Genomic DNA, 25,610 nt, shown 5'->3' with positions numbered 1-25,610 from the left:
CGGCTGACGTTAATCTATAATAGGCATTGTACTGACCGCAGCGATACCTGCAGGCGTGATGTGGCATTTTATAGCATAAGCTTCAACCCCGCGTCGCATTGCCCGCTCAAAAGCCGCAGCGTAAACCGGATCCAAATCGCCGCATATCCTCAAATGATCGCAATCTCCCCGCTGAATCACATAGAGCATGACACCACGGTGACCAGTTTCCACCATGTTACCAAGCTCGTCCAGATGCTTTGCACCGCGAGCGGTCGGGGAATCGGGAAATTCTGCCAAGCTGGGTGTGCGCGAAAAGTGCACATTCTTCACTTCGACATAGGCGGTGGGACGGTCCGGCTCGGCAAGCAATATATCGATGCGTGAGTTGACCCCATAACGTTGTTCGCGCTTGAGGGTGGCATAACCGGCAAGTGATGGAATGAGTCCTGCAAGGATCGCTTCTTCTGCGATCCGGTTTGGCAGGCCGGTGTTGATACCGATAATATGCCCTGAAACTTCAACCATTTGCAGGGTGTGCGGGTATTTACGCTTGAGATCATCACTATGGGAAAGCCAAACTTTTATTCCGGGATCAGTCAGCCCCAGCATCGACCCGGTGTTGGGGACGGAGCTGGTAATAGCCTCGCCGCTATCCAGAATGATGTCTGCAAGAAAACGTTTATAGCGCTGCACCAACGTGCCGGTAATGAGTGGAGAACCAAAGATCATCCGGCAGGATTAGCGCAACCCGGCCATGAAATCGATAGCTTTAAATTTAGTGGTTTTACAAGACAGCATTTATCACATCTGCCAACGTCGTATCAGCCATCAGGACCATGGTCGCAGCTGCCAGTCCGGCTGCGAGAAATTTCAATGTCGTCTTGGTGCTGCTATTCATACCCGTGATTTCCTGCATGGTTTCATCCTAGCGGCAAACGAGCCTGCATTATGTTCCAATGAAGTTTCTTCATAGGCACTTTCCATACAAAAAACCTGCCTTTGGGAAAGGCAGGCAAATTTGCTCTGGGGTGGGAGAATCGGACTCGTTGGAGGTTAATCCGAGTCCTGCTGTCACGATCGGAATCATGACAACAATTTATGATATGTCAGCTCACCATTTCAGCCTCATAACTTTGTCTAACATGCCGTGACAAAGCTTGAAAAAACCGGGCTGTTCTAATTCTTCAGAGTGTCACATGCTGTTCGGGGCGGACAAAACGTTAGGAGGACATTGATGAAGTACAAGATTTTCCTGCCTCTCATGGCGGTTGCGGCATTCTCCCTTGCGGCGTGCGATAACAAGCCTGCACAGGACACAGGCACCCCGCCAGAAACCACCACGGAACCTACAACGCCACCGGCAGCACCAGAGCCCGCTCCAGCGCAACCTGCGCCAGCGAACTAATTCTATCCGAGATCGAACAACGGCCCGCTCACCCAGAGCTGGCCGTTTTTATATGCATAAGCGCAAGGGCAACTAAGGTTGCCGCACAAGTTGCTGATTTCTATCGTGAAAGACTGGTACGCCCAAGGGGAATCGAACCCCTGTTTGCGCCGTGAAAGGGCGCCGTCCTAACCGCTAGACGATGGGCGCCTCCGGTGAAGCGGCTTATAGTGAAACAGTATTTCCGCCGCAACCCCATAATGCATTCTTTTTTAGAAAAAGTTCAGTTTGTGTGAAATTTGTTGAATGCGGGATCGCATTGAAACCGTCAGATCCATGCTGGAAGTCAGTTCAAATCAGCTTTTTCTGCTCGAGCAGCGCCAGTTCCAGTCCCGGCGAGGCCCAATATCCACGTGCACTGATTCGGTATGACAGTAAGTTCCGACACCGCCACGACCTGTCATGGCGCGGGCAAAACGAGCCAATTCCCACTTGCTGATTCCAGGAACCTGAATGTCGGCAGCAGCGCAAGACATATGCAGAGATGCTTTGGCGCCGTTTACCTTGCGATTATAGGGTGGGCTGCGATAGCCAGAAGTAACAATGACGGACTTGCCATATTTCCGCTCAATCGACTTCAGAATGCCTACCAGTTGCGGTTTCAGACAAGCGACGTCAACACTTTCGCGCTGAACCTTCAAGCCATTCGGTGCAAGACGTGCAAGACCCGCAGCAGATGCTAAAATCACAGGAGCGCCCGCTGCTTCAATATCATCATCTTCATAAAGGCTGTCGCGCTGCATAATCTGAATGCCCGCATTTGGCCGCACACCGGGTAGGGACGCGAGATGCTCAGTCCGGCCTGCAAAAGAACTGGCAGACGGAAGTTCGCCTTCAGATGATCCAGCGGTCGCAGCCGGCTTTGATTTAGGCTCGATGACTGCAACAAGCCTCTGATTGGCAGGTTTGGAACGATTATTGGAAAAGAGCCGCAGAAGGGCGCCGTTGTTTTTTTGCGCTGTTGCCGCCGGTTTGGCTTCTTCCGTCGGCGGTGCTTCAGCCGATGCTGTAGCAGATGTTGCCTTGCTTTCAGGTTTTGCCGCATCGACCGTAGCTGTAGCCTCTGGTGCAGGTTCGGCTTTTTTCGTCATGATTCCAAAAAGAGAAGTTCTCACAGGAGGTTGCGCGACCACAGTTGCTGCACTCGCTACCTGTACTTCTTCTGTTTGTGTCTCCGCAGCTGCTGCCACATCGGTTTTTGCATCCGTCTGGGCTGATTCGGATTTATTATTGTCTGGATTCGTCGCGTTGTTGATCGCCAGCAGGGCATTTGTCTCTGTCGTTCCCGCTAAGGCCAGTGCCTCTGGGCTCACTTGCGCACTGCCACCGGAGGGCAGGGAAGCCTGGGTATCGTCTGCAGCAGTATCTTCGGTGACAACTGCCAATGCCGTTGTCACGCCCGGATTAGAGCTGGTAGACGTGCAGGAAGTTGCAATAAGAGCTGCAAGGCCCATAGCGCATACCACTGTGCTTGCCCGTAAGGCTGAAACGGAACGCGGCAGTGTTTTCAACGATTCCCCCGTCTGGACGTCCGGCACGATTCGATAATTCAATCCGGCCCGTTTATAAGGGCACTAAGCCCACGAAGTTCTATTGAGGCGCAAATACACCGGCAGAGAGCAACAATAACTAGTTGTTTTTACCCAACTGCACAAGACACGAACTATATACACAATGAGGCAAAAGCGTGATCTGACACTTTCTTGCCATGGTGATTAAATGAAACTTAACGTTGTGACTGCGCAATTTACACGCGTATTCTCACGTAAGTGCCAGGCGCATCTGCCAGTATCTGTACGTTATTTTCGCCCGGTATGCGCGGGGCAACACGCGTACTGTCCTGTTTTTGTATCCAGGCATGCCAGTGATTCCACCATGATCCGGGGTGCTCGACGCTCTTCTCCAGCCATGATTCGAACGGTCCGACAGGCGCGTCTCCGGTCCAGAATTGATACTTGTTCTTGGCAGGCGGATTGACCACCCCGGCTATGTGGCCGGAACCTGAAAGTACATAGGTGATGTCACCGCCAAAGTATTTGCATCCGGTGAACACCGACAATGCAGGAGCAATATGGTCTTCTTTTGCCGCAAGATTGTAGATGGGAATCTTGACATCAGCCAGCGACAGACCTTCACCTGCCAGCTTCATCATTCCACGCACAAGATTATTGTCGAGATAGCAATTGCGCAGATAATAGGAGTGATTGGCGGCGCTCATACGCGTTGCATCTGCATTCCAGTACAGCAAGTCAAATGGTACGGGATCGCGACCGCGCATGTAATTATTAACGACATACGGCCAGACAAGATCACCGGAGCGGAGCATGTTGAAAGCGGTCGCCATGCGGGTTCCATCAAGGTACCCTTCCGCAGACATCGCCTTTTCCAAAGCGCGGATCTGATCCTCGTCAACAAATACCTTCAGGTCACCGGCATGGGTGAAGTCTACCTGTGTTGTGAACAGTGTGGTGCTTTTGATTCGATCTTCGCCTTCCTTGGCGAAAAGGGCGAGGGCTGCGCTAAGCAATGTGCCACCTACACAATACCCGATTGCATTGACGGCCCGTTCGCCGGTAGCAGATTCAACAGCATCGAGGCCGAAGCGCAAACCTTCATTGATATAGGCAGTCCAATCCTTGTGAGCGTGTCGTTGATCGGGGTTGACCCAAGAGATGACAAAAACCGTGTGGCCGTGGTCTATCGCCCATTTAATGAATGATTTTTCAGGGTTCAGATCCAGAATATAGAACTTGTTGATCCAAGGCGGGCAAATCAGGAGAGGGCGCTTGAGCACATCCTTGGTGTTAGGCTCGTACTGGATAATTTCTGCGACGTCGCTTCTGGCGATGACCTTTCCAGGGGTCGTTGCCACGTTTTCTCCAAGTGTAAACTTTGTCAAATCCGATTGGCGCAAGCGAAGATCGCCACCACCGGCAATGATATCCTCTGCAAGCATTTTCATACCACGAACAAGGTTCTCGCCATTGCTGGCAACCGTTTCCTTGTAAAGTTCAGGATTGGTCAAAAGGAAATTGCTTGGTGAGGCTGCGGTTGTGATCTGTTTCACGTAAAAGGACGCCTTGTGGCGTGTATGTTCATCCAGTCCTTCGGCATTTTCAACCAGGTCACCAGCCCACTTCGCAGTGACCAGATAGGCCTGTTTCAAAAAGTCGAAGAATGCGTTGCGCGCCCAATCCTCATCGGTGAAACGCTTATCGCCTTTTTCGGGCGTGGCGACATCTTCAACGTTCTCGCCGCTTATGCGTCGGATGGAGTTTGACCAGATCGCCATGTAGCTGGAAAATAATTTTGTTTGGGCTTCAAGCGCCCGACTGGGTTCCGAGAGCCAATATTCGGAGACTTTTGACAGCGTTTTGACAATATCGGTGACGGGGTCGGCGAGCGTATCGCGCTTCAAGCCTTTCTCACGAGGCTCGACCCAGGCAGAAGCCGCTTTGCCGGCCTGTTCGATCATATGGGCGACATTGCGGGCAAAGGCCTCCGGATCCTTGACCACATAGTGATCCAGGTTGGATGTCTTTGTGCTTTTATCGCCTTGATTATCCATATAGTGGCATCCTCCCGCTAGCTCGCCGAACGCCCTTAGGGGCGCGAAAGAGCGATCTATCTTTCTGTTTTAGCATCGGATTATCCGAAAACCGGATTCCACTTTTCGGTCCGATGCTTTAGTTCTCCCGTTCAGCATTATTGACATGATAACATAAGTTGGTGCTATCCCTCCAAGGTGCATTTATTGTAGCCATGATAAATATCGTTTTTCTAAAGTCAGGACACACAATGGAAATCTCGCTCAAACTGCTCATGCGCTGCTCGGCAGGCGCCGTTATGATCGTAGGCTTGAGCGCGTGCGCCAATACAAGCCCTGCGCCAATGTCGAATTCGCCGATGACTGGACCGGTCAACACCGGAACCTATCCGCACTTTACGCCTGACCCGAAAGGTGAAACGACCCAGTTCACGCCGGAAGAGAAAGACGCTTTGCGCAACCGCACGACTGCGGCAAAGAACAGCCAAAGGGGACCATCGGCTGATCCATCGGCGGCTGCGCGTAAACAGGCCGAAATTCGTGCGCTGCGTCAACAGCAGGCGGAAGATCTCAAAGCTATTGAAAGCGGTCAGCAATAGGATTTGTCCTGATCTCTGTTGCCGTTCTGACTGCTTTTCCAATCACAGTCGGGTAAGCTATCCGATAACGCATTGCTGCATTGCACAAAAATGAGTTGTGTAGCCTTCACCGAATAGGCAGCATCGTGCTTTCTCTCATTTGCGGTTGCTCGCTATGCCTTTACCGATTCTTGCCCTGGCCATTGCTTCGTTTTGCATAGGCACCACTGAGTTCGTCATCATGGGACTGCTGCCGGAAGTTGCAGCAGATTTGAGCGTATCCATCCCTAGTGCCGGGCTTCTTGTCACGGGTTACGCACTCGGCGTTGTTATTGGCGCACCGATTATAGCAATCGCAACCGCTTCGCTGCCGAGAAAGCCCGTGCTTGTCGGTCTGGCCATGCTTTTTGTGGTTGGCAATCTCTTTTGCGCCATCGCTCCCAACTACTGGATGCTGATGATCGCCCGTGTTGTAACCGCCTTCGGTCATGGCGCATTCTTCGGCATTGGCTCGGTCGTGGCCGCAAATCTCGTGCCGCGCCATAAACGGGCAAGCGCAATTGCACTCATGTTTGCAGGCCTTACGCTCGCCAATATTCTCGGTGTTCCGGCTGGAACAGCCCTCGGTGAAGTTTACGGCTGGCGTGCTACGTTCTTTGCGGTCGTCGCTATTGGCATTGCAGCTGTGATTGCAATTATAACGCTGGTGCCGTCTTCCAACGGCGAAGCAAAGGGTGGCGGAATCCTTAGCGAGGTCAAGGTTTTGGGCAAGTTACAGGTCTGGCTCGCCATGGTAATTTCAGCGCTTGCCTCCGCCAGTCTTTTTGCAGTCTTCACCTATATCAAGCCGATCCTGACAGATGTTTCCGGCATTTCGACTTCGGCGGTAACGTGGGTCCTGCTTCTTTTCGGCGCGGGCATGACGGTCGGCAATGTTATCGGCGGTAAACTCGCCGACTGGAAGCTGATGCCGACTGTTATAGGAACTTTGATCGCGCTTGTGCTGACACATATCGTCTTGGCTGAGATCTCGGGTTTGCCGACGGCTGCCATCATTACCGTGTTTTTCTGGGGCGTTTTGACCTTTGTCATCGTTCCGCCGCTCCAGATGCGAGTCGTCGAATCGGCGGATGAGGCACCAAATCTGGCGGCTACGCTCAATCAGGGCGCTTTTAATATGGGTAATGCCTCAGGTGCCTGGATTGGTGGAGCAGCACTTACCCTGGGCGTGCCATACCAGTATTTGCCATTTGTTGGTGCTGCCCTAGCCGCCATGGGGCTGGCCGTTGCAGTATGGTCTGCCATGCTCGATCGCAAAGCTCACCAGGCGAAGATGATCTCCGAAGACGGGCAGCAATTCGGTCTTGAACCCCTTGCCGGTATTTAAACTTTTTCCGGTGCGTAAAGTCCATAAATCGGATGGAAGTCAAAAGGGCCATGCGATGCCCTTATGCATCTGCGCATTTAAGGCTAAATCGGTTATAGGACCGAATGTCGCAGTTGGGATTTGCCATGTCGGACGCCTGCAACCTGCAATCTACATTAATATCATTCTAAAAAGCTTTTTGCGGCCTTTTTCCACCAAAATGGGGGTAAAAATGCCGAAATAAGCCGATTTTTCCATTGCGGACACCCGTGTGGATGATAATAGGTGCGCAGCTTCGCGACGATTGTTGCACTTGCGTGCATGGCGCTAACGCGCTAACCCTCGGCCATCGAGCCAACTTCAAAAGACGGCGCGATCTGCCGTGCATTATCGGCAGTCATGTGTATGACATGGCATTCTTGTCAGCCTGAGTTCACAAGGCAGAAAAAGACGGATCATGAACGAGCTCTTAAGTTCCTACCTGCCCATCGTTATCTTTATCGGTGTGGCGCTGGTAATCGGTCTGGCACTGTTGATTGCGCCGTTTCTGGTTGCATACAGCGCGCCTGACCCTGAAAAATTGTCGGCCTATGAGTGCGGCTTTAACGCATTTGACGACGCCCGCATGAAGTTTGATGTGCGCTTCTACCTCGTCTCAATCCTCTTCATCATTTTTGATCTGGAAGTGGCTTTCCTTTTCCCCTGGGCGGTATCGTTCGGCGATGTGGGCTGGTTTGGCTTCTGGTCAATGATGGTATTCCTGGGCGTCCTCACGGTCGGCTTTATTTATGAGTGGAAAAAGGGAGCGCTGGAATGGGATTGACCAACAGCAACACCACCCTTGTGGCACCACAACCGAAGGGCATTCTTGACCCCCATACGGGCAAGCCAATTGGTTCTGACGATGCATTCTTCGGTGAGATCAACAATGAATTGGCCGACAAGGGATTTCTCGTCACTTCCGCCGATGCATTGGTAACGTGGGCCCGCACCGGCTCGTTGATGTGGATGACCTTCGGTCTTGCATGTTGCGCCGTTGAAATGATGCACACCTCGATGCCGCGCTATGACGGCGAACGTTTCGGTTTCGCGCCTCGCGCTTCACCGCGTCAGTCCGATGTGATGATTGTCGCAGGAACGCTGACCAACAAGATGGCCCCAGCGTTGCGCAAGGTCTATGACCAGATGCCGGAGCCTCGCTATGTTATTTCGATGGGCTCGTGCGCCAATGGCGGCGGATATTATCATTATTCCTATTCTGTTGTTCGCGGCTGTGATCGTGTCGTCCCCGTAGACATTTATGTTCCCGGATGCCCGCCAACCGCTGAAGCGCTCTTGTATGGCGTGTTGATGCTACAGAAGAAAATCCGCCGAACCGGCACGATTGAGCGATAAGGTGAGCGCGATGTTTGAAGAGGCATTGAATGAACTGGCCAGCTACCTGACAGAAAAGCCGGGTCTGTCATTAAACTCGGTCGGCATTGCCTATGGTGATCTGTCCGTAGAAGTTGATGCCGATGCGCTGCTCGCCACGCTGGCATTTCTTCGCGATGATGTGCAATGCCAGTTCATTTCATTGATTGACATTAGCGGTGTCGACTACCCATCGCGCGTGCATCGGTTCGATGTGGTTTATCACCTGCTTTCACCGCGCCAGAACCTGCGTATCCGGGTGAAGGTTTCAACGGATGAAGATACGCCTGTTCCCTCTGCTACGCCGGTTTATCCGGGTGCGGATTGGTATGAGCGCGAAACATATGATCTTTACGGTGTTCTCTTCTCCGGCCATCCGGATCTTCGCCGCATTCTCACCGATTATGGCTTTGAGGGCCACCCGCTCCGCAAGGATTTCCCGCTGACCGGATTTGTCGAGGTTCGCTACGACGATGAAGTAAAGCGTGTTGTCTATGAGCCGGTTGAGCTCAGGCAGGAATTCCGCAACTTCGACTTCCAGTCTCCTTGGGAAGGCACGGACTATGTGCTTCCGGGCGATGAGAAGGCCAAGGTGAATTGAGGTCCGCCCCTATGAGCGAGAACAGCAATCCATCCGCACAATGTCAGGAAGCCAACAATGGCTGAAACTCAAGTTCGCAATTTTAACATTAACTTTGGCCCGCAACATCCTGCGGCGCATGGCGTTTTGCGCCTCGTGCTGGAGCTGGACGGCGAAGTTGTAGCACGCGTCGACCCGCATATCGGACTGCTGCATCGTGGTACCGAAAAGTTGATGGAAGCCAAGACCTATCTTCAGGCTGTGCCTTATCTCGATCGCCTCGACTATGTGGCGCCGATGAATCAGGAACACGCCTTTGCGCTTGCTGTAGAGCGGTTGCTCAAGATCGAAGTGCCAAAGCGCGGCCAGTTGATCCGCGTTCTTTTCTCTGAAATCGGCCGTATCCTCTCGCATCTGCTGAATGTAACGACGCAGGCAATGGACGTCGGTGCGCTGACGCCACCGCTCTGGGGCTTCGAAGAGCGCGAAAAGCTGATGGTGTTCTATGAGCGCGCTTGCGGCGCACGTATGCATGCTGCTTATTTTCGTCCGGGTGGCGTGCATCAGGATCTACCAGACCAATTGATCGAAGATATTGGCAAATGGTGTGATCCATTCCTGCAGACTGTAAAAAATCTCGACGATTTGATTACTCCAAACCGTATTTTCAAACAGCGAAATGTCGATATCGGCGTCGTAACGCTTGAAGATGCCTGGGCTTGGGGCTTTTCGGGCGTCATGGTTCGTGGCTCAGGCGCTGCTTGGGATTTGCGCAAGTCGCAGCCTTACGAGTGTTACTCGGAAATGGAATTCGATGTTCCGATCGGCAAGAATGGCGATTGCTATGATCGTTATCTGATCCGCATGGAAGAGATGCGCCAGTCGGTTCGTATCATGCGCCAATGCGTTGATTTATTGCTGGGTAAGGAGCGGGTAGGGCCTGTTTCCAATACATCTGCAAAGATCGTTCCACCGAAGCGTGGTGAGATGAAGCGTTCCATGGAAGCGCTGATCCATCATTTTAAACTCTACACCGAAGGTTACCATGTGCCTGCCGGTGAGGTGTACGCTGCAGTCGAAGCGCCAAAGGGTGAATTTGGTGTGTTTCTGGTTTCCGACGGGTCGAACAAGCCTTATCGCGTCAAGCTGCGCGCACCGGGTTTTGCCCATCTTCAAGCCATGGATTTTCTGTGCCGTGGTCACATGCTAGCCGACGTTTCCGCCATTCTCGGCTCGCTTGATATCGTATTTGGTGAGGTTGATCGTTAATGTCAGTCCGTCGTCTAGCCGAAGATAATGTCCAGCCAGCGCAGTTCGCGTTTAATCGCGAAAACAGCGCCTGGGCGAAACTTGCAATCAAGAAATATCCCAAGGGCCGTGAGCAATCTGCTGTCATACCGCTTTTGATGCGGGCGCAGGAGCAGGATGGCTGGGTTACCAAAGCTGCCATTGAGCATGTTGCCGAAATGCTCGACATGCCGGTGATCCGCGTGCTCGAGGTTGCTACTTTCTATACGCAATTTCAGTTAAAGCCGGTTGGTACGCGGGCGCATATTCAGGTTTGCGGCACAACGCCTTGCATGCTTCGCGGTTCGGAAGACCTGAAAAAGGTCTGCCAGCACAAGATTCATCATGAGCAGTTTCATTTGAATGAATCTGGCACTTTGTCATGGGAAGAGGTCGAATGCCTGGGTGCGTGCGTCAATGCTCCCATGATCATGGTTTTCAAAGACACTTATGAAGATCTGACACCGGAACGCCTTGAAGAAATTATCGATGCGTTCGAAGCTGGGAAGGGCGCGTCCGTGCCTGTGGGCCCACAGATCGATCGCCATTTCTCGGCTCCGCAGGGCGGGCCAACATCGCTTAATGACAACGCTGGTTCCAAGTCCGGTCGCGACTCAAGGTCAGGCAATGACAAAGCGGCAGTGCCCCCATCAAATGCGAGCAAGCCGGTAACGCATGATGATGTGACTAATCCGGCGATAAAATCACCTTCCGCAGTGAAGGCTCCAAATGGCGGCGAGAAGGCGACATCCAAGCCGGCACCGCAAGCCAGTTCCGCTGCCCGGATGATCAAGAATCCGCCATTGGCAGAAGGTTCTCTGGGTGAGAAGCCCGACGTGCAAGCGATAAAGGCTCCGGCCACGACTGTCTCGCTCACAGACAATAACCGCCCGGTGGGTATCGAAAAGCCAGCGGCCATTGATGATTTGAAGTTGATTGCAGGTGTTGGCCCGAAGATCGAAGGCATTCTTCACGATCTTGGTATATTCACCTATGCGCAGGTTGCGGCATGGAAAAAAGCCGAACGTGAATGGGTCGATAATTACCTGAATTTCAAAGGACGTATCGAGCGCGACGATTGGGTCAAGCAAGCCAAGGCTTTGGCCAAGGGCGGCGAGGCGGAATATATCAAGGTTTTCGGCAAGAAGCCGAGATAAATTGGGTTGGCGGGTGCACGATACGCATTCGCAAGTATGGACGAAGAGAGTAGGACCGGTGCGAAATGCTTGCTGATAAGGACCGCATCTTCAATAATATTTATGGCCTTCACGACAAGTCGTTGAAGGGGGTGATGTCGCGCGGCCATTGGGATGGCACTGCGGGTATCATTGCCAAGGGCCGCGATTGGATCATCAACGAGATGAAAGCTTCGGGCCTTCGCGGACGCGGCGGCGCTGGCTTTCCGACGGGTCTGAAATGGTCCTTCATGCCGAAGGAAAGCGATGGCCGTCCGCATTATCTCGTTATCAATGCCGACGAATCCGAGCCGGGCACGTGCAAGGATCGCGATATTATGCGGCATGATCCGCATACGCTGATCGAGGGCTGTCTTATTGCCGGTTTCGCCATGGCTGCACATACATGCTATATCTATGTACGCGGCGAGTATATTCGTGAACGCGAAGCGCTCCAGCTTGCCATTGACGAATGCTACGATGCTGGGTTGCTCGGCAAGAATAACAAGAATGGCTGGGACTATGACATCTACGTTCATCATGGCGCAGGTGCCTATATTTGCGGCGAAGAAACCGCGCTGCTTGAAAGTCTTGAAGGCAAGAAAGGCCAGCCGCGCCTGAAGCCACCATTCCCGGCGAATATGGGTCTTTATGGCTGCCCGACGACTGTCAACAACGTTGAGTCAATTGCTGTTGCGCCAACAATCTTGCGTCGCGGCGCTGCTTGGTTCTCCAGCATTGGTCGTCCGAACAATGTCGGAACGAAGCTTTTCATGGTGTCCGGCCACGTTAACAATCCATGCACCGTTGAAGAAGAAATGGGCATTCCGTTTCGCGAGTTGATCGAACGTCATGCGGGCGGTATTCGCGGCGGTTGGGACAATCTGCTGGCTGTCATCCCGGGCGGTGCTTCGTGCCCCGTCGTTCCTGCGGCTGACATTATCGATTGCCCGATGGATTTTGATGGGCTGCGTGCCGTCAAATCATCGTTCGGTACGGCTGCGGTCATTGTCATGGACAAGTCCACGGACATCGTGCGTGCAATTGCCCGTCTTTCCTACTTCTTCAAGCATGAAAGCTGCGGTCAGTGTACTCCATGCCGCGAAGGCACCGGCTGGATGTGGCGCGTTATGGAGCGCATGGTGACCGGTAATGCGCAGAAGCGCGAAATCGACATGCTGCTTGACGTAACGAAACAGATCGAAGGTCACACGATTTGTGCTTTGGGTGATGCCGCCGCATGGCCGGTTCAGGGACTTATCCGTCATTTCCGTCCAGAAATTGAACGCCGGATCGATGAGTTTTCACGCAACGCAGATGCAAGCCGCCCCGTGCTTGTTGCAGCGGAATAAGGTTGAAGGGTTGATGTCCAACACCGGAAACAAACCACTGGGATCTGACTGGGCGGCTTTTCTGCCGAAACAGATGATGCCGGCTGCCAATCTTCTGGCACCTCAGCTTGAGGTAGCTGCGGCCGTTTCTGTTGCAAGCACTGAGATTGCCACGCGCATGTTCGGCATCTGGACAAATGCCATGCTCGGCTCGTTTGATTTGAAGACTGCAACCACCAGGCAGACAGAGAAGTCGGCTACCGCTGTCGATATTGCTGATCTTAAAGCGGTTATTCGTGAGAAGGCGGGTGAGGCAATAAAGCCTTCCGAACCGGCTCAGCCAGTCAAGCGTAATGCGGTTGCCGGTTCGTCGGCAGCAGCTGACGATCTTAAAAAGATTTCAGGGGTCGGGCCAAAGCTTGAACAGGTTCTCAATTCCATGGGCATTCGTTCTTATGCCCAGATCGCAGGATGGGCAGCGGACGATATTGCCAGGGTTGACAGGCAACTGAAGCTGAACGGACGAATTTCACGGGATGACTGGATAGGCCAGGCAAACCGTTTTGTAAGTGAAGTAAAATAAAGAGCATGCCGGTCGTACCGGCGGTATGAAATTATTGGCGGCCTGCTAGGCAGCCGGAAAAGAATGCGGAATGTTCCGCGAGGTTGGACAGACGATGGCGAAGATCAAAGTCGACGGTAATGAAATCGAGGTGCCGGATCACTACACGCTTCTGCAGGCAGCAGAAACGGCTGGTGCGGAAGTGCCACGTTTCTGTTTCCATGAGCGTTTGTCGATCGCGGGCAATTGCCGCATGTGCCTCATCGAGGTTAAGGGCGGACCGCCTAAGCCAGCGGCTTCTTGCGCCATGGGTGTCCGCGACCTGCGTCCCGGCCCGAATGGCGAGACCCCTGAGATTTTCACCAATACGCCGATGGTCAAGAAGGCCCGCGAAGGCGTGATGGAATTTTTGCTGATCAACCACCCGCTGGATTGCCCCATCTGCGATCAGGGCGGTGAGTGCGATCTTCAGGACCAGGCCATGGCCTTTGGTGTGGATTCATCGCGCTATAAGGAAAACAAGCGCGCCGTTGAAGACAAATATATCGGCCCACTGGTCAAGACGATCATGACACGCTGCATTCACTGCACGCGCTGCGTGCGTTTTACGACCGAAGTTGCCGGTATCTCCGAACTTGGTCTGATCGGTCGCGGCGAAGACGCCGAGATCACCACCTATCTCGAACATGCCATGACGTCCGAGCTGCAGGGTAATGTGATTGATCTTTGCCCGGTTGGCGCTTTGACATCCAAGCCTTATGCGTTTCAGGCTCGCCCATGGGAGCTAACGAAGACAGAATCTATCGACGTAATGGATGCCGTCGGTTCTGCGATCCGCGTTGATACGCGTGGCCGGGAAGTGATGCGTATTCTGCCGCGCGTCAATGAGCAGGTGAACGAGGAATGGATTTCCGACAAGACCCGGTTCATCTGGGACGGTTTACGTACACAGCGCCTTGACCGGCCTTATATCCGCAAGGATGGGCGCCTTGTCGCTGCAAGCTGGCCGGAAGCTTTTGAAGCGATCAAGGGTGCTGTCGCAAAGACGACTGGCGACAAGATCGGCGCGATTGCGGGGGATCTTGCCACCGTCGAAGAAATGTACGCGTTGAAGCTGCTGATGCAGTCCCTTGGTTCAGCAAATATCGACGCGCGTCAGGATGGTTCGGTGCTGAACACGGCCAATGGTCGCGCATCCTATATTTTCAACCCATCTATTGACGGGATTGAGCAGGCTGACGCTGTTCTTATCATTGGGTCGAATCCACGCTTTGAAGCTTCCTTGCTTAACGCACGTTTGCGCAAGCGCTGGCGGGCAGCCGGTATACCGATTGCGGTTATTGGCGAGCAGGCTGATATGCGCTTCAAGTATGAGTATCTTGGTGCGAGTGCTGAAACCTTGGCTGAACTGGCGGCAGGTTCGCTGAAGTTCCATAGCGTTCTAAAGAAGGCAAAGAACCCGATAATCCTTATCGGACAAGGTGCTCTTAACCGTGCTGACAGTGCGGCAGTGCTTGGTCTTGCAGCAAAGATAGCCGCTGATACTGGCGCACTTGGTGATGAATGGAATGGCTTTGGTGTCGTGCATACGGCTGCAAGCCGTGTCGGTGCGCTCGACATCGGCTTTGTACCGGGTGAGGGCGGCAAGACTGTTGCAGAAATGAATGGTGCACTGGATGTTATGTTCCTGCTCGGTGCTGACGAACTTCCGTGGTCGGACAAGAGCAACGCATTCACAGTCTATATTGGCACACATGGCGATCAGGGTGCGCATAATGCGGATGTTATCCTGCCGGGTGCTACTTATACTGAAAAGTCCGGAACTTATGTCAACACAGAAGGCCGGGTGCAGATGACCAACCGTGCCGGTTTCGCCCCGGGCAATGCCAAGGAAGATTGGGCCGTGCTGCGCGCTTTGTCCGATATTCTTGGTAAAAAACTGCCATTCGACTCTTTGGCAGCCTTGCGTTCGAAGCTTTATGCAGAGTATCCGCATCTGGCAGCAATCGATGCAATCGAATCTGGTGCTTCTGCCGATGTTGCAAAGCTGGCAAACGCATCCGGTTCAGTCGAGCGGACGGCTTTCGTTTCGCCGGTTACTGATTTTTATCTAACCAACCCGATAGCGCGGGCTTCTGCTGTCATGGCGGAGTGCTCAGCGCTTGCCAAGGGCGGCTTCAAGCAGGCAGCCGAGTAGGCGGGAAGAGACTGACATGGAAGACATATTCTACACGTACATCGTCCCGCTGCTGATTATCCTCGGAAAATCACTGCTGCTGCTGGTCGTGATGCTGGTCATCATCGCTTTCCTGCTGCTGGCAGATCGCAAAATCTGGGCGGCTGTGCAGTTGCGTCGTGGTCCAAACGTTGTCGGCCCCTTCGGTTTGTTGCAGTCCTTCGCCGATCTTCTGAAGTTCGTCGTGAAAGAGCCGATCATTCCATCGGGTGCAAACAAAGGCATTTTCCTTCTTGCACCTTTGGTTTCGTCGGTACTGGCCATGGCGGCATGGGCTGTTATCCCGGTCAATGAGGGTTGGGCTGTTGCCAACGTCAATGTCGGTATTCTTTATGTCTTGGCGATTTCGTCACTAGAGGTTTACGGCGTGATCATGGCGGGTTGGGCATCCAACTCGAAATATCCGTTTCTTGGCGCGCTTCGTTCTGCTGCACAGATGGTGTCTTATGAGGTTTCCATCGGCTTCGTGATTGTAACAGTCCTCCTTTGCGTCGGTTCCCTGAACCTGACGGATATTGTCATGTCGCAGAAAGATGGTCTCGGCACGATGGTGGGACTTCCAAGCTCATTCCTTGACTGGTACTGGCTCGGACTTTTCCCGATGTTCATCATCTTCTTCATTTCAGCATTGGCGGAAACCAATCGTCCTCCCTTTGATCTGGTTGAAGCTGAATCCGAACTCGTCGCCGGTCATATGATCGAATACTCATCGACGGCATTCCTGCTTTTCTTCCTCGGTGAATATGTTGCCATCACTTTGATGTGCGCATTGACGACCATCATGTTCCTCGGTGGATGGTTGCCGCCCGTTGATGTCTGGTTCCTGAACTGGGTGCCAGGTGTTGTCTGGTTCCTGCTTAAACTCTTTATGTGCTTCTTCATGTTCGCCATGGTGAAGGCATTTGTTCCGCGCTACCGCTACGATCAATTGATGCGTCTTGGCTGGAAAGTATTTCTGCCGATCTCGCTGTTCATGGTTGTCGCGACCGCAGCCTTTCTCAAAATTACGGGGCTTACACCATGAGTTCGCTCGCACAAGCTGCCAAATCGCTTCTCCTCCTGGAGTTCGTCAACGCGTTCTTTTTGTCAATGCGCCAGTTCTTTGCGCCCAAGGCAACGCTGAATTATCCCTTTGAAAAGGGACCGATCAGCCCACGCTTTCGCGGCGAACATGCGCTGCGGCGCTACCCGAATGGTGAAGAGCGCTGCATTGCCTGTAAGCTGTGCGAAGCCATTTGCCCGGCACAAGCAATTACGATCGAAGCCGGACCGCGCCGCAATGATGGAACACGCCGTACGGTTCGCTACGATATCGACATGGTGAAATGCATTTATTGCGGCTTCTGTCAGGAAGCTTGCCCGGTCGATGCGATTGTCGAAGGGCCGAATTTCGAGTTCGCCACGGAAACCCGTGAGGAGCTTTACTATGACAAGGAACGGTTGATCGCCAATGGCGATCGCTGGGAGCGGGAACTGGCGCGTAACATCGCCATGGATGCGCCTTACCGTTAATTGTTGACTGCGCGCTTGTGTCCATGTCCGGCCGCTTCAACCGGACAGGAACATGCGCTAAGACGCATGAAATTTGGAAGGATCGGTTGCCGATTGTGCAACCGATTCGTTGAAATGGCAGAACATTCTGCCGGAATGGAAATCGGGGGAACCCATGCTAACAGGTATAGCGGCGGCGTTTTTTTACCTCTTCGCCTTCATAACAATCGCCAGCGCTTTCATGGTGATTGCAGCCCGCAATCCAGTGCATTCCGTGCTGTTCCTTATCCTTGCCTTCTTCAACGCCGCAGGGCTTTTCTTGCTGACCGGCGCTGAATTCCTGGCGATGATCCTTCTTGTTGTCTATGTCGGCGCGGTGGCGGTTCTTTTCCTCTTCGTTGTCATGATGCTGGACGTGGATTTTGCCGAATTGAAAAGCGGCGCTCTGCAATATGCGCCGGTGGGTGCGCTTGTTGGTATCATTTTGGCGGTTGAACTTATCGTCGTTCTTGGCGGCTCTGTTTTCGCGCCAAATCTCGCGTCGGTTGTCGTTCAACCAACGCCCGACATCGCTACACGCTCCAACACGGCAGCGCTCGGCGACATTCTCTACACGGACTATGTTTATTTCTTCCAGATTGCGGGTCTTGTGCTTCTGGTTGCGATGATTGGTGCGATCGTCCTGACGCTGCGCCACAAGGAAGGCGTCAAGCGCCAGAACATATCGAAGCAAGTTGCGCGCACGCCTGAAACATCGGTGGAAATCAAACAAGTCGAAACAGGCAAAGGTATTTAATGATGGAAATCGGTATCGCTCATTATCTCACCGTCTCTGCCTTGTTGTTTACAATGGGAATCTTCGGCATTTTCCTCAACAGGAAGAACGTTATCATTATCCTGATGTCGGTCGAATTGATCCTTCTGGCAGTCAATTTGAATTTTGTGGCTTTTTCAGCTGCACTGGGTGATCTGGTTGGCCAGATCTTCGCATTGTTTGTTCTGACTGTCGCTGCTGCTGAAGCTGCGATTGGTCTTGCAATTCTCGTCGTGTTCTACCGCAATCGTGGGTCGATTGCCGTGGAAGACGTCAACATGATGAAAGGTTGACGGGGGCATGCTGTATCTGGCGATTGTCTTCCTGCCGCTGATCGGCTTTCTGATAGCGGGCCTGTTTGGCTCGTCTATCGGCGCCAAGGCGAGTGAGTATGTAACGACTGGTCTGCTGATCATTGTCGCCATCCTGTCTTGGGTGGCCTTTGCCAGCGTGGGTCTTGGTCATGGTGAAGCATTCAAGGTTCCGGTTCTGCATTGGGTCGAGTCCGGTTCGCTGAGCTTTGACTGGGCGCTCCGTATCGATACGCTAACGGTTGTCATGCTTGTTGTGGTCAATACGGTATCGGCTCTCGTGCATACTTATTCCATCGGCTATATGCACCACGATCCACACCGTCCGCGCTTCTTCGCCTATCTCTCGCTCTTTACCTTCGCAATGTTGATGCTGGTTACTGGCGACAACCTCGTCCAGATGTTCTTTGGCTGGGAAGGTGTTGGTCTTGCTTCCTATTTGCTTATTGGGTTCTGGTTCAAGAAACCTTCGGCAAATGCTGCCGCAATGAAAGCCTTTATCGTCAATCGCGTCGGTGACTTTGGCTTTCTGCTCGGCATTTTCTCGCTTTTCGTGCTTTTCGACACTGTTCAGTTCGATACATTGTTTAGTGCTGCTGCTACTTATCTTCCTGCTGAGGGCGCTACGGATGCAGGGAAGGTGGTCTTGAACTTCCTCGGCTATGAACTCGACAAGCAGGGTGCAATCACCATTGCTTGCCTCCTGCTGTTCATGGGGGCCATGGGTAAGTCTGCGCAGTTTCTGCTGCACACATGGCTGCCTGACGCCATGGAAGGCCCAACGCCTGTGTCGGCGCTGATCCATGCCGCAACCATGGTTACGGCCGGTGTTTTCATGGTGGCGCGTTTGTCGCCGATATTCGAGCTGTCGCACACTGCGTTGATTTTCGTTACAGTCGTTGGTGCAACGACTGCTTTCTTCGCGGCAACAGTGGGTCTCGTTCAGAACGACATCAAGCGCGTTATCGCCTATTCAACCTGTTCGCAGCTTGGCTATATGTTCGTGGCGCTTGGTCTGGGTGCTTATGGCGCCGGTGTGTTCCACCTGTTTACGCATGCCTTTTTCAAAGCCTTGCTTTTCCTTTGCGCCGGTTCGGTTATTCATGCCGTATCCGACGAACAGGACATGCGTCGCATGGGCGGTCTGCGCAAGCTCATCCCCAAGACCTATTGGATGATGATCATCGGCACAGTTGCGCTGACAGGGCTTGGCATTCCAGGCACGGCTATCGGGACCGCAGGCTTCTTTTCCAAGGATGCCATTATCGAATCCGCCTTTGCATCGCATAGTCCGGTTGCCGGATACGCTTTCGTCCTGCTGGTCGTTGCAGCTGTGTTCACCAGCTTCTATTCATGGCGCCTGATATTCATGACATTCCATGGCAAGCCGCGTGCGAGCCATGATGTCATGCACCACGTGCATGAATCGCCTTACATCATGCTTGTGCCGCTGTTCCTTCTGGCCATTGGTGCTCTGTTTGCCGGTGTCGCTTTCAAAGAATATTTCTTCGGCCACGAATATGCCGAGTTCTGGAAGGGCGCGCTGTTTACGGGGGCTGAGAACAATATTCTGGAAGAATATCATCATGTGCCGTTCATTGTCGCCATGTCGCCATTCCTGGCAATGGTGGCAGGCTTTATCGGTGCCTGGTACTTCTACATCCGCTCGCCGGAAACACCGCGCCGTTTGGCAGAACAGCATTCCGGACTGTACCAGTTCCTGTTGAATAAATGGTACTTTGACGAACTGTACGATTTCCTCTTCGTCCGTCCGGCAATGGCTCTGGGCAAGTTCCTTTGGAAACGCGGCGATGGCTGGCTGATCGACGGACATGGTCCTGACGGCATTTCCGCCCGTGTCGTTGATGTCACCAACCGCGTCGTGCGCCTGCAAACCGGTTACCTTTATCACTATGCGTTCGCGATGCTCATCGGGGTCGCCGCACTCGTCACGTGGATGATGCTCGGGAGCAACTTCTGATGACCGACTGGCCAATTCTTACCACCGTTACCTTTTTGCCATTGGTCGGTGCCTTTCTGATCCTGCTTATCCGGGATGACAGCGATGCTGCACGCCGCAACATTCGTAATGTTGCGCTGTGGACGACGATCATTACCTTCCTTCTGTCATTGCCGATCTGGTACTATTTTGACAATGCGGAGGCTGGTTTCCAGTTTGTGGAAAAGTCAGCCTGGCTCGATAGCGGTATTTCGTACCATATGGGCGTTGACGGCATTTCCATGCTGTTCGTCATCCTCACGACATTCCTTATGCCGCTGTGCATTCTGGCGAGCTGGGAAGCGATCCAGACACGTGTGAAGGAATATATGATCGCGTTTCTGGTTCTTGAAACGCTGATGATCGGCGTGTTCTGTGCACTCGATATCGTGCTGTTCTACGTCTTCTTTGAAGCTGTCCTGGTACCGATGTTCATCATCATCGGTGTCTGGGGCGGGAAGCGCCGTGTTTATGCCAGTTTCAAGTTCTTCCTCTACACGCTGCTCGGCTCGGTTCTGATGCTGCTCGCCATTATGGCAATGTATTGGCAGGCTGGCACGACTGATATTCCAACACTGCTTGCACATTCCTTCCCGGTCTCCATGCAGACATGGCTCTGGTTTGCCTTCTTCGCGTCGTTCGCAGTGAAAATGCCGATGTGGCCTGTTCATACTTGGTTGCCTGACGCCCACGTGGAGGCACCGACTGCTGCTTCTGCTATTCTGGCTGGTATCCTGTTGAAGCTTGGCGGCTATGGCTTCCTGCGTTTTTCGCTTCCGATGTTTCCAATTGCATCGGCAGATTTCGCCCCGATCATCTACACGCTTTCCGTTGTCGCCATCGTTTATACTTCCCTCGTCGCCCTCATGCAGGAAGACATCAAGAAGCTGATTGCTTACTCTTCGGTTGCACATATGGGCTATGTGACGATGGGTATTTTTGCGGCAAATGAACAGGGCATTCAGGGCGCGCTGTTCCAAATGCTTTCCCATGGCCTGGTTTCGGCAGCGCTGTTCCTGTGTGTCGGGATTGTCTATGACCGCACCCACACACGCGAAATCTCCGCCTATGGTGGTCTTGTCAATAATATGCCGAAATATGCGGTCGCATTCCTGATTTTTACCATGGCCAATGTCGGTTTGCCCGGCACCTCCGGTTTCATCGGTGAATTCCTGACCTTGATGGGTGTGTTCCGTGTCAACACGTGGGTTGCTCTCTTTGCAACCTCGGGTGTCATCTTCTCTGCAGCCTATGCGTTGTGGCTTTATCGCCGGGTTGTATTCGGCTCGCTAGACAAGGAAAGCCTTAAAGCGCTTCTGGATATGTCGCCGCGTGAGAAGGCAGTGATCTATCCGCTTCTGATCCTGACGATCTTCTATGGCGTCTATCCGATGCCGGTATTCGATGCGACGGCAAGCTCCGTCCATGCACTTATCAATCAATATAATAACGCGCTGTCCTCAGCGGCCACTTTGGCGTTGAAATAGCAGGAAGAGGCCAAGGCCGATGCAGACCGATATGATTGCCAACCTGACGCTCATGGCTCCCGAACTGCTTCTTGCAGTGGGAGCGATGGCTCTCCTGATGGTCGGAGCATTTTCCGGCGAGAAGTCGTACCAGCTGGTCAATGGTCTCAGCATTATGTTGCTGTTGCTGGCGCTGGTACTTGTCGCTGTGTTTCCGCAACAGGGAAGTGCTTTCGGTCGTGCCTTTATTAATGATTCCTTCTCAGGCTTCATGAAAGTGCTGACCCTGGCAGGTTCGGTCGTTACGCTGATCATGTCGTCCGGTTTTGCTAAAAGTGAGAAGTTCGACAAGTTTGAATTCCCGATCCTGATTCTTCTCGCAAATGTCGGCATGCTGCTGATGATTTCAGCCAATGACACGCTGTCTCTTTATTTAAGCCTCGAATTGCAGTCTCTCGCGCTTTACGTTGTAGCGGCCATCAACCGCGATAGCGTTCGCTCGACGGAAGCTGGTCTGAAATATTTCGTTCTCGGCGCGCTGTCGTCAGGCATGCTGCTCTATGGTATTTCGCTCATTTATGGCTTCACAGGCCATACAGGTTTTGAGGGAATCGCCCAGTCTCTCGCCAGTTCCGAACGCCAGCTGGGTGTTGTCTTCGGGTTGGTTTTCATCTTTGCCGGTCTTGCATTCAAGATTTCGGCAGTGCCGTTCCATATGTGGACGCCAGATGTTTACGAAGGCGCGCCGACACCGGTCACAGCCTTCTTTGCTACTGCGCCGAAGATGGCGGCGATGGCTTTGTTGACACGCGTATCGGTCGATACATTTCAGCCGATCACGCATGACTGGCAGCAAATCGTCGTCTTTATCGCTATTGCTTCGATGATCCTTGGCGCTTTTGCTGCTATCGGCCAGCGCAATATCAAGAGGCTGATGGCTTATTCATCGATCAGCCACATGGGTTATGCACTTGTTGGACTTGCTGCTGGCACGCAGGTTGGCGTCAAGGGCGTTGCCATTTACATGCTTATCTATCTGGTGACGACGCTCGGTACGTTTGCATTCATCTTGGCGATGCGCCGCAAGGACGGAAATGTCGAGCAGATCAGCGATCTTGCCGGTCTCTCGCGCACAAATCCGATTATGGCCACCATCCTGACCATCCTCATGTTCTCGCTTGCCGGCATTCCGCCGCTCGCCGGGTTCTGGGGGAAATGGTACACATTCCTTGCTGCGATGGAGGCCAATCTCTACGCGCTTGCCATTATTGGTATTGTCGCTTCGGTCGTTGGCGCATTCTACTATCTGCGTATCATCAAGATCATGTGGTTCGATGAACCGGTTGGCGGTTTTGTTCCGGTTGCTGGTGAGCTTCGACTTGTGCTTGGCGCATCCGGTCTGCTCGTTCTGCTCTATGTACTGATTGGCGGTCCGATCAGCACCTATGCGGAAGCTGCATCCAAATCATTCTTCTAGGCCAAGAATTTGACTGGATTCGCCCTATCGCCAATCGCCCAGCAGAACGGTTTTCGACTGGAGGCTTTCGAAACGATCGGTTCCACCAATGCTGTTGCTCTTGAGCGCGCGCAGTCCGGTGATCCTGGCAAGCTGTGGATCGTATCGAAGAAACAGGCAAGCGGGCGAGGGCGTCGTGGCCGCGCGTGGTCGTCTCCCGAGGGAAATCTGGCGGCTTCGCTCTTGCTCACAGGCAATCTTGAGCTGAAAAACGCGGCAACGCTTGGTTTTGTCGCGGGCCTTTCCCTTGCTGATGCGCTGAGCGCGGTTTGCCCAACAGCAAATTTTTCCGTGGGCATTGATGGTGCCAGTAATGCCGGAGCGGGAAAAGCACCGCTTCGCGTGGAACTTAAATGGCCAAATGATCTGCTCGCAGGCGGCGCAAAACTCGCCGGTATCCTGCTTGAATCGACCTTGATGCCGGATGGACATTTGGCAGTAGTTATCGGCATTGGCGTTAATGTTGTTGCCTATCCGCAGGATGTCCCTTATCCAGCTACTTCATTGGCTCGGCTTGGCGCGACTTGCGATGCCGAAACATTGTTTCTGGCTTTGTCAGATGCGTGGGAAGAGAACTATCGCATTTGGGCCAACGGGCGTGGATTGAGCGATATTCGCAAACGCTGGCTTTCGCAGGCTGCCGGAATTGGCAGTGAAGTCGCCGTTCGAATAGACGGTGCCGTACTGCGTGGTATATTCGAAACAATTGACGAAGATTGCCAATTCGTCATTCGTGACAATGACGGTGCACGGCAGAAAATTGCAGCCGGTGACGTCCATTTTGGAACAGTTGCATCGGCAAACGCTGAATGAGTTTCAGTTTTTAGGAGCGTAAATGGCAAATTCCGATCAAGCGGAACTTGTTTTCCTGCCTTTAGGCGGTGTTGGCGAAATCGGTATGAATCTGGCCCTTTACGGCTATGGCCCCGCGCGCAAGCGCGAATGGGTCGTGGTCGACATGGGCGTGAGCTTTGCTGGCCCAGACCTTCCAGGGGCCGACCTGATTCTTCCGGACATTCGTTTTTTGCAGGCCGAGCGGAACAACCTCAAGGGCATTGTTATCACCCATGCCCATGAGGATCACTACGGAGCGCTCCTCGATCTCTGGCCGTTGCTCAACGTTCCTGTATATGCAACACCATTCACTGCCGGATTGCTTGCCGCCAAGCGGCACTCGGAGCCCGGTGCCCCGGATATTCCAGTCACAATCTACCGTGCTGGCGAAACCTTCAATGTTGGCCCCTTCGAATTCGAAGCGCTGGCAGTGACCCATTCCATTCCAGAACCGGTGTCCCTGGCAATCAAGACGCCGCTTGGCACAGTCATTCATACGGGTGACTGGAAAATGGACCCGGAACCATCGATCGGGCCACTGATCAATGAAGCGCGATTCCGTGCCTTGGGGGACGAAGGTGTTCTTGCGTTGATGTGTGATTCGACCAACGCCTTGCGTGATGGGGAATCGCCTTCCGAGCAGGAAGTTGGCGAAAGCCTGCGGCAAATTATCGAAAGTGCGCGTGGACGCGTTGCGATCACTTCGTTCTCATCCAATGTTGGGCGCATCCGTTCGATTGCTCTGGCAGCACGGGACGCAGGCAGACAAACGCTTGTACTCGGCCGTTCGATGAAACGCATGATCGATGTTGCAACGGAGCTTGGCTATCTGGATGGCGTTCCAGAATTTCTTTCCGAAGATGATTACGGCTACATTCCACGGGAAAACATGGTCATCATATTGACCGGCAGCCAAGGCGAGCCTCGTGCGGCGCTCGCCAAACTGGCGCGCGACGAGATGCGCAGCGTGGCGCTTTCGCCAGGCGACACGGTGATCTACTCATCACGTGCTATCCCGGGTAATGAGAAAGCGATCAATGATACGAAGAACCTTCTAATAGAGCAGGGCGTCCAGATTATTTCCGATGGCGATCAATTGGTGCATGTGTCCGGACATCCGCGGCGCAACGAATTGAAGCGGATGTATGAGTGGGTTCGCCCGCGCATTCTGGTCCCGGTTCACGGTGAAGCTGCGCATCTTGTCGGGCAGGGATCGCTCGCTGCCATGGCAGGTATTCCTGAAGTGCCTCAGGTGCGCAATGGCGATATCTTGCGTCTTGCGCCAGGCAAGGCAGAGATTATCGGCGAGGCGCCGTTTGGACGTTTGATTAAAGATGGCAGGCTGATTGGCGATGAGGAAGAGGTTGGGATCGTTGATCGCCGAAAGCTTTCCTATGTCGGCCATGTTGCGGTGTCATTTATTCTCGATGCCAAGTACAATATCCTCGAAGATCCGGAACTAGTGCCTTTCGGTGTTCCCGAAGTCGACGACGAAGGCGAGCTACTGGAGGATTTGCTCTATGACGCGGCTGTTGGTGCGGTTCAAAGTATTCCGCGCGAGAAGCGTCGTGACCTTGCCATGGTGCGTGAAGCAATCCGCCGTGCGGTTCGCTCTGCTGCCAATGAAGCTTGGGGTAAGAAGCCGATCGTTACTGTCTTTGTCACCAAGATTTGAGGT

Annotated in this window: 24 protein-coding genes and 1 tRNA gene; 20 read left to right on the top strand and 5 right to left on the bottom strand. The window is 53.2% G+C overall.

Features of this window, described 5'->3' with window-relative positions:
• Nucleotides 1–9 precede the first annotated feature (9 nt).
• Both sfsA and ACYJL1_RS11895 read right to left on the bottom strand, forming a co-directional pair.
• The gene (gene sfsA / locus ACYJL1_RS11900) at nucleotides 10–711 is read right to left on the bottom strand and encodes a DNA/RNA nuclease SfsA (protein WP_460895604.1); all 702 of its coding nucleotides are present in this window, start codon (nucleotides 709–711) and stop codon (nucleotides 10–12) included.
• A 55-nt stretch (nucleotides 712–766) separates the two neighbouring features.
• A complete protein-coding gene (locus ACYJL1_RS11895; RefSeq protein WP_460895603.1) occupies nucleotides 767–898 on the bottom strand; it encodes a hypothetical protein in 132 nt (43 codons plus the stop codon).
• A gap of 318 nt (nucleotides 899–1,216) precedes the next feature.
• Between ACYJL1_RS11895 and ACYJL1_RS11890 the strand changes: the two genes are divergently transcribed.
• Nucleotides 1,217–1,387, top strand: a complete 171-nt coding sequence (locus tag ACYJL1_RS11890) for a hypothetical protein (RefSeq protein WP_460895602.1) — start codon at nucleotides 1,217–1,219, stop codon at nucleotides 1,385–1,387.
• 114 nt (nucleotides 1,388–1,501) lie between these two features.
• Here ACYJL1_RS11890 and ACYJL1_RS11885 read toward each other — a convergent pair.
• The 3 genes from ACYJL1_RS11885 to ACYJL1_RS11875 all read right to left on the bottom strand — a co-directional run bounded on the left by ACYJL1_RS11885 (nucleotide 1,502) and on the right by ACYJL1_RS11875 (nucleotide 4,994).
• Nucleotides 1,502–1,576: transfer RNA gene (locus tag ACYJL1_RS11885), tRNA-Glu, on the bottom strand.
• 146 nt (nucleotides 1,577–1,722) lie between these two features.
• On the bottom strand, nucleotides 1,723–2,937 hold the full coding sequence (locus tag ACYJL1_RS11880; RefSeq protein ID WP_460895601.1) for a D-Ala-D-Ala carboxypeptidase family metallohydrolase: 1,215 nt from the start codon (nucleotides 2,935–2,937) through the stop codon (nucleotides 1,723–1,725).
• A 236-nt stretch (nucleotides 2,938–3,173) separates the two neighbouring features.
• Nucleotides 3,174–4,994 carry a PHA/PHB synthase family protein gene (locus ACYJL1_RS11875; RefSeq protein WP_460895600.1) on the bottom strand — a complete coding sequence of 607 codons (1,821 nt, stop codon included), beginning with the start codon at nucleotides 4,992–4,994 and terminating at the stop codon, nucleotides 3,174–3,176.
• A gap of 230 nt (nucleotides 4,995–5,224) precedes the next feature.
• On the opposite strand from ACYJL1_RS11875, the gene ACYJL1_RS11870 reads away from it, so the two are divergent.
• From ACYJL1_RS11870 to ACYJL1_RS11780, 19 genes are all read left to right on the top strand, one after another.
• Nucleotides 5,225–5,572 carry a hypothetical protein gene (locus tag ACYJL1_RS11870; protein ID WP_460895599.1) on the top strand — a complete coding sequence of 116 codons (348 nt, stop codon included), beginning with the start codon at nucleotides 5,225–5,227 and terminating at the stop codon, nucleotides 5,570–5,572.
• Nucleotides 5,573–5,726: 154 nt separating this feature from the next.
• The gene (locus ACYJL1_RS11865) at nucleotides 5,727–6,938 is read left to right on the top strand and encodes an MFS transporter (protein ID WP_460895598.1); all 1,212 of its coding nucleotides are present in this window, start codon (nucleotides 5,727–5,729) and stop codon (nucleotides 6,936–6,938) included.
• Nucleotides 6,939–7,374: 436 nt separating this feature from the next.
• Entirely contained in the window at nucleotides 7,375–7,740 is a 366-nt protein-coding gene (locus tag ACYJL1_RS11860) for an NADH-quinone oxidoreductase subunit A (protein WP_460895597.1), read from the top strand.
• Complete coding sequence (locus ACYJL1_RS11855) at nucleotides 7,731–8,312, top strand: NuoB/complex I 20 kDa subunit family protein (protein WP_460895596.1); 582 nt, start codon at nucleotides 7,731–7,733, stop codon at nucleotides 8,310–8,312. Before ACYJL1_RS11860 ends, ACYJL1_RS11855 begins: the two co-directional genes overlap by 10 nt.
• A gap of 10 nt (nucleotides 8,313–8,322) precedes the next feature.
• Nucleotides 8,323–8,931 (top strand): NADH-quinone oxidoreductase subunit C, encoded by a 609-nt coding sequence (locus ACYJL1_RS11850; RefSeq protein WP_460895595.1) that lies wholly within the window; start codon nucleotides 8,323–8,325, stop codon nucleotides 8,929–8,931.
• A gap of 57 nt (nucleotides 8,932–8,988) precedes the next feature.
• Nucleotides 8,989–10,179, top strand: coding sequence for an NADH-quinone oxidoreductase subunit D (locus tag ACYJL1_RS11845; RefSeq protein ID WP_460895594.1), 1,191 nt, complete (start codon nucleotides 8,989–8,991; stop codon nucleotides 10,177–10,179).
• The gene (locus ACYJL1_RS11840; RefSeq protein WP_460895593.1) at nucleotides 10,179–11,354 is read left to right on the top strand and encodes an NADH-quinone oxidoreductase subunit E; all 1,176 of its coding nucleotides are present in this window, start codon (nucleotides 10,179–10,181) and stop codon (nucleotides 11,352–11,354) included. The genes ACYJL1_RS11845 and ACYJL1_RS11840 overlap by 1 nt, the downstream gene beginning before the upstream one ends.
• A gap of 65 nt (nucleotides 11,355–11,419) precedes the next feature.
• A complete protein-coding gene (gene nuoF, locus ACYJL1_RS11835; RefSeq protein WP_115055306.1) occupies nucleotides 11,420–12,724 on the top strand; it encodes an NADH-quinone oxidoreductase subunit NuoF in 1,305 nt (434 codons plus the stop codon).
• Nucleotides 12,725–12,737: 13 nt separating this feature from the next.
• On the top strand, nucleotides 12,738–13,286 hold the full coding sequence (locus ACYJL1_RS11830; protein WP_460895592.1) for a hypothetical protein: 549 nt from the start codon (nucleotides 12,738–12,740) through the stop codon (nucleotides 13,284–13,286).
• 94 nt (nucleotides 13,287–13,380) lie between these two features.
• A complete protein-coding gene (gene nuoG / locus ACYJL1_RS11825; RefSeq protein ID WP_460895591.1) occupies nucleotides 13,381–15,462 on the top strand; it encodes an NADH-quinone oxidoreductase subunit NuoG in 2,082 nt (693 codons plus the stop codon).
• A 16-nt stretch (nucleotides 15,463–15,478) separates the two neighbouring features.
• Nucleotides 15,479–16,525, top strand: coding sequence for an NADH-quinone oxidoreductase subunit NuoH (gene nuoH / locus ACYJL1_RS11820; protein WP_460895590.1), 1,047 nt, complete (start codon nucleotides 15,479–15,481; stop codon nucleotides 16,523–16,525).
• On the top strand, nucleotides 16,522–17,013 hold the full coding sequence (nuoI, locus tag ACYJL1_RS11815; RefSeq protein ID WP_460895589.1) for an NADH-quinone oxidoreductase subunit NuoI: 492 nt from the start codon (nucleotides 16,522–16,524) through the stop codon (nucleotides 17,011–17,013). The genes nuoH and nuoI overlap by 4 nt, the downstream gene beginning before the upstream one ends.
• A 154-nt stretch (nucleotides 17,014–17,167) precedes the next feature.
• Nucleotides 17,168–17,788, top strand: coding sequence for an NADH-quinone oxidoreductase subunit J (locus ACYJL1_RS11810; protein WP_460895588.1), 621 nt, complete (start codon nucleotides 17,168–17,170; stop codon nucleotides 17,786–17,788).
• A gap of 2 nt (nucleotides 17,789–17,790) precedes the next feature.
• Complete coding sequence (gene nuoK / locus ACYJL1_RS11805; protein WP_115055399.1) at nucleotides 17,791–18,099, top strand: NADH-quinone oxidoreductase subunit NuoK; 309 nt, start codon at nucleotides 17,791–17,793, stop codon at nucleotides 18,097–18,099.
• A 7-nt stretch (nucleotides 18,100–18,106) separates the two neighbouring features.
• Nucleotides 18,107–20,098 carry an NADH-quinone oxidoreductase subunit L gene (nuoL, locus tag ACYJL1_RS11800; protein WP_460895587.1) on the top strand — a complete coding sequence of 664 codons (1,992 nt, stop codon included), beginning with the start codon at nucleotides 18,107–18,109 and terminating at the stop codon, nucleotides 20,096–20,098.
• Nucleotides 20,098–21,603 carry an NADH-quinone oxidoreductase subunit M gene (locus tag ACYJL1_RS11795; RefSeq protein WP_460895586.1) on the top strand — a complete coding sequence of 502 codons (1,506 nt, stop codon included), beginning with the start codon at nucleotides 20,098–20,100 and terminating at the stop codon, nucleotides 21,601–21,603. Before nuoL ends, ACYJL1_RS11795 begins: the two co-directional genes overlap by 1 nt.
• A gap of 19 nt (nucleotides 21,604–21,622) precedes the next feature.
• Nucleotides 21,623–23,059 (top strand): NADH-quinone oxidoreductase subunit NuoN, encoded by a 1,437-nt coding sequence (gene nuoN / locus ACYJL1_RS11790; protein ID WP_460895585.1) that lies wholly within the window; start codon nucleotides 21,623–21,625, stop codon nucleotides 23,057–23,059.
• Between the two features lie 9 nt (nucleotides 23,060–23,068).
• Complete coding sequence (locus tag ACYJL1_RS11785; RefSeq protein WP_460895584.1) at nucleotides 23,069–23,911, top strand: biotin--[acetyl-CoA-carboxylase] ligase; 843 nt, start codon at nucleotides 23,069–23,071, stop codon at nucleotides 23,909–23,911.
• A gap of 22 nt (nucleotides 23,912–23,933) precedes the next feature.
• The gene (locus ACYJL1_RS11780) at nucleotides 23,934–25,607 is read left to right on the top strand and encodes a ribonuclease J (protein WP_460895583.1); all 1,674 of its coding nucleotides are present in this window, start codon (nucleotides 23,934–23,936) and stop codon (nucleotides 25,605–25,607) included.
• Nucleotides 25,608–25,610: the final 3 nt, after the last annotated feature.

This window comes from Phyllobacterium sp. K27 (genome assembly GCF_054796155.1).
This window is presented reverse-complemented; position numbering and strand designations above follow the sequence as displayed.